This is a genomic window from Mesorhizobium sp. M5C.F.Ca.IN.020.32.2.1 (assembly GCF_004023105.1).
Lineage (GTDB): Bacteria > Pseudomonadota > Alphaproteobacteria > Rhizobiales > Rhizobiaceae > Mesorhizobium > Mesorhizobium wenxiniae.
In genome coordinates, this window is sequence record NZ_RZSX01000551.1 from 1 (window position 1) to 4367 (window position 4367).

Consider the following 4367-nt stretch of genomic DNA (forward strand, 5'->3'; position numbering starts at 1 on the left):
GCCGGCAGCGGCGGTTTGGCGCGCACCTGCCCGCGCTTGCCTTCGAGGCTGTCGAGCAGCGAGGTCTCCTCGCCGCAGACATAGGCGCCGGCACCGACACGGACTTCCATGTCGAAGGTATTTGGAGAACCCAGCACGTTGAGGCCGAGCAGGCCGGCCTTGCGGGCGATCTCGACGGCTTTCTGCATGACCGCTACCGCGTGCGGATATTCCGAGCGAATATAGATGAAACCCTTGGTAGCGCCCGTCGCGATGCCGGCAATGGTCATGCCTTCGATCAGCACGAACGGGTCGCCTTCGATGATCATGCGGTCGGCGAATGTGCCCGAATCACCCTCGTCGGCATTGCAGACGATATATTTGCGGTCGGCCGTGGTATCGAGCACCGTCTTCCATTTGATGCCGGTCGGGAAGCCGGCGCCGCCACGTCCGCGCAGGCCGGACTCGGTCACTTGGCTGACGACATCGGCCGGCGTCATGGCCACCGCGTTTTGCAGGCCCTTCAGCCCGCCATGGGCCTTGTAATTGTCGAGCGACAACGGATCTGTGACGCCGCAACGCGCGAAAGTCAGCCGCGTCTGCTTGGCCAGGAACGGGATCTTGTCGGGTGCGCCCAGCCAGCGCTTGTGGTAGCCGCCGGTGAGGAAACCGCTGTCGAACAGGCTTTTGACGTCGGAAGGCTTCACCGGCCCGTACGCGACGCGGCCCTTGTCTGTCGCCACTTCGACCATCGGCTCGAGGAAATAAGCGCCGCGCGAACCATTGCGCACGATTTTGGCCTCAATGCCGCGATCGGCCAGTTCCGCACGAACCGCCTTGGCGACCTTCTCCGCACCGAGCGCCAGTGCGCCGGAATCGCCGGGAATGTAGATGCGCGGGATCATGAACGTACCTCGGCAACGATCTCGTCGAGTTTTTCGTCATTGAGCCGGCCGATCACCTCGCCGTCCAGCATCGCCGATGGCGCACAGGCGCAAAGGCCGAGGCAATAGACTGGTTCCAGCGTCACCGAACCGTCGCGGGCCGTCTCGTGGAAGCCGATGCCCAGCAAGTGCTTGAGTTTGGCGGCGATCAAGTCCGAGCCCATCGATTGACAGGCTTCCGCCTGGCAAAGCTTCAGCACATGCCGCCCGGCCGGGTGGCGGCGGTAGTCATGATAAAAGGTAACGACGCCGTGCACCTCCGCCTTGGAGATGTTCAACGCCTCGGCGATTACCGGCAGCGCGTCCTGCGGCACATGACCGAACTCTTCCTGGATGCCGTGGAGGATCGGCAACAGCGGGCCTTCGAGGCCCTTCAGCTCCTGGACGATCCCCGCCGTGCGCAACGCGATCTCGGTACTTGCAGGCTGCATTGTCATGCAGCGCCCTCCCTGGTCGTAGTAATCTTCCGCTAAGTGGTTAAAAAATCAGACGAAACCCACCAAATCAATAAAGCTGATCCGTTGCTCGATAGAAATCTTCTATCGATGCCGTTCAGCCTGCAATCTCTAGCTCAGTGGCGGGCGCGGAAATCGTCTGCCAACGCCATCGCCTCGTCCAGCAGCGCCGAGACCAGCGGCGTGTGCGGCTCGCGCAGCGTGGCCACCAGCCCGACGGTGTGGCTGGCATCCGGCTCGACAATCGGAATGGCCCGGATCGGCTCGGAAAAGCCGAATGTTTCCGATAGGTTGAGCGGCATGATCGAGGCCCATTTGCCGGTACGGATATGGGAGAACAGCACGATCATCGAATTGGATTCGAGCGTCGGCCGCACCTGCGTGCCGGCTTCGGCCAAATGCTGGTCGATGATGCGACGGTTCTGCATGTCGGGCGTCAGCAGGCAGAGCGGCAGCTGGCTGAGCTCCGCCCATGTCACTTTGTCGCGGTCGGAATAGGGGTTTCCGACCGCGGTGATCAGCTGATAGCGCTCGTCATAGAGCGGCACGCTGAGCACCCGCCCCAGCGGTTCGTTGTCGAGATAGGTGACGCCGGCATCGATGTCGAAATTGCCGAGCAGCGATAGCACCTCGATCGAGGTGCGCGACAGCACCGAGAAGGTGACGCCGGGATGTTTTGCCCGAAAAGGTGTCGTCAGCCGCGCCACCATAGCCAGAGCTGTCGGGATGGCGGCGATACGGATGCGCCCCGAAAGGCCGTGACGCGCCGCCCGCATCTCCTCCCGCATCGTGCGGGTGTCGCCGACGATGCGGCGCGCCCACACCAGCACCTGTTCTCCTTCTGGCGTTAGTCCTTGAAAGCGCGAGCCGCGCAATACCAGCATCACGCCGAGATGGCCCTCCAGCTGCTTGATGCCGGCCGAAAGCGTCGGCTGCGTGACGCCGCACACCTCCGCCGCCCGGCCGAAATGCTCTTCCCTGGCCAGCGCGATGAAGAATTCCAGCTTGTCGATCATGAGCGGACGCTACCCGGCCATGTGAGGTTACGCCAGATGCATGCTGCTTTTGCTTGGCGAATCCTCATGCGGCCGAAGCTTCGCCGCCGTCCAAGCCTAACGGTCGACCAGGTTCAGAATGTTGCCGTCAGGATCCTTGAACCATGCGACCTTCATGCCGTAGCCGACATGGATGTCGCCTTCCAGCTTCAGGTCCGGCATCTCGTAGTGCTCGAAGACAACGCCCTTCGATTTCAGCGCCTTGACGACGGTGTCGATCTCGTCGCCGACCATCCAGGTCACCGCCGTCGCCTTGTTGGTTCCGGCGAACTTCGAGCGATACACATTGATGCTGGTGTCGCCGCATTTGTAGACGATCAGTTCGCCACCCTCGTTGTGAACCTCCGTCAGCCCCAGAACGTCTTCATAGAAGGCCTTGGCCTTGGCCAGGTCCTTCACCGCGAGATTGGCCGTTGCGTTGCTGTTTGCGAGCATGATTGGTCTCCTTTCCTTGCTGGCGAGCACGTCCGAAGCCCTGCAACAAGATAGGGCTGCTTCGTCTTCCGGCGACCGCAGCTTGCGCTATCGGCGTGCCTCTTCCGTAAGGACGTTTTGACTCCCGCAAATCCCTACGAGCAGACGCGAGTTTTGGTGCCATGCCCGGTGAGTGTCGTTCCGCCGCTTGGTTATGTTCGGGAACTGCATTATCTCAAGCGGAAAGCAGAGGAAAAGCTGATGCCCGCCGTCCAGGAAAACGTTACCAAGGAAATCGTCATCGAGCGCCTGAAGACGGTCAACGGACCGGACTTCACCGGCAACATCGTCGACCTCGGCATGGTTTCCGAGATTTTCATTGCCGATTCCAAGGTCTTCTTCTCGATCACGGTGCCGGCTGCCCGGGCCCAGGAGATGGAGCCGATGCGTGCCGCCGCCGAGCGTGTCGTCAAGGCGATCCCCGGTGTCGCCGGCGCCGTGGTTGCGCTGACGGCGGAAAGGAAAGGTGGCGGCATGGAGGCTCCGGTTCCGCAGAGACCCGCCCCCAGGCCCGCGCCGCCGGCCGCACCCGCTGCCGCGCGACATCCGGCCCCGCATGCTCCGGCCTCGCACAGCCAGGGCAAGCGCGGCGTGCCCGGCATCGAGGCGATTATCGCTGTCGCTTCCGGCAAGGGCGGCGTCGGCAAGTCGACCACTGCCGTCAACATCGCGCTTGGCCTCGCCGCCAACGGCCTGAGGGTCGGCGTGCTCGACGCCGACATCTACGGCCCGTCCATGCCGCGGCTGCTCAAGATCCATGGCCGGCCGCAGACCGTCGACGGCAAAGTCCTGAAGCCGATGGAGAATTACGGCCTGAAGGTCATGTCGATGGGCTTCCTCGTCGATGAGGAGACGCCGATGATCTGGCGGGGGCCGATGGTGATGTCGGCATTGACGCAAATGCTGCGCGAGGTCGAGTGGGGTCCGCTCGACGTGCTCGTCGTCGACATGCCGCCCGGCACCGGCGATGCGCAACTGACCATGGCCCAGCAGGTGCCTCTGGCCGGCGCCATCATCGTCTCGACGCCGCAAGACCTGGCCCTCATCGATGCCCGAAAAGGCCTTAACATGTTCAGGAAGGTCGACGTGCCGCTGTTGGGCATCGTCGAGAATATGAGCTATTTCCTCGCCCCCGACACCGGCAAGCGCTACGACATCTTCGGCCATGGCGGCGCGCGCCGCGAGGCCGAGCGTCTCGGTGTCACCTTCCTCGGCGAAGTGCCGCTCGAAATGGGCATCCGCGAAAGCTCGGATGCCGGCACGCCGGTGGTGGTCTCGAAGCCCGATAGCGCCGAGGCGAAGATCTACCGCGACATCGCCTCGAACGTCTGGGGCAGGGTCAACGAAGAACGCGGCGCGGCTGAAGCCGCCATGCCGAGCATCGTGTTTGAGTGACGCGGATATCCCTCCCTCTTAAGGGTGCCGCGCTAAGCGCGGCACCCTTAAGAGGGAGGGATATC

At 63.0% G+C, this 4367-nt stretch carries 4 protein-coding genes and 1 pseudogene; 1 reads left to right on the forward strand and 4 read right to left on the reverse strand.

Translation table 11 applies throughout. The annotated features are described in order from the left end of the window. The 4 genes and pseudogenes from EOA86_RS24015 to EOA86_RS24030 all read right to left on the reverse strand — a co-directional run. Positions 1-884: pseudogene (locus EOA86_RS24015) on the reverse strand (formate dehydrogenase); the annotation flags it as partial. Continuing rightward, entirely contained in the window at positions 881-1360 is a 480-nt protein-coding gene (locus tag EOA86_RS24020) for a formate dehydrogenase subunit gamma (RefSeq protein WP_128343942.1), read from the reverse strand. The gene EOA86_RS24020 and the pseudogene EOA86_RS24015, both read right to left, overlap by 4 nt. 134 nt (positions 1361-1494) lie before the next feature. Beyond that, complete coding sequence (locus tag EOA86_RS24025) at positions 1495-2394, reverse strand: LysR family transcriptional regulator (RefSeq protein WP_128343944.1); 900 nt, start codon at positions 2392-2394, stop codon at positions 1495-1497. Positions 2395-2490: 96 nt separating this feature from the next. Further along, the gene (locus tag EOA86_RS24030) at positions 2491-2868 is read right to left on the reverse strand and encodes a VOC family protein (RefSeq protein WP_065006140.1); all 378 of its coding nucleotides are present in this window, start codon (positions 2866-2868) and stop codon (positions 2491-2493) included. Positions 2869-3108: 240 nt separating this feature from the next. Between EOA86_RS24030 and EOA86_RS24035 the strand changes: the two genes are divergently transcribed. Then, positions 3109-4302, forward strand: coding sequence for an Mrp/NBP35 family ATP-binding protein (locus EOA86_RS24035; RefSeq protein ID WP_128343946.1), 1194 nt, complete (start codon positions 3109-3111; stop codon positions 4300-4302). Positions 4303-4367 lie beyond the last annotated feature (65 nt).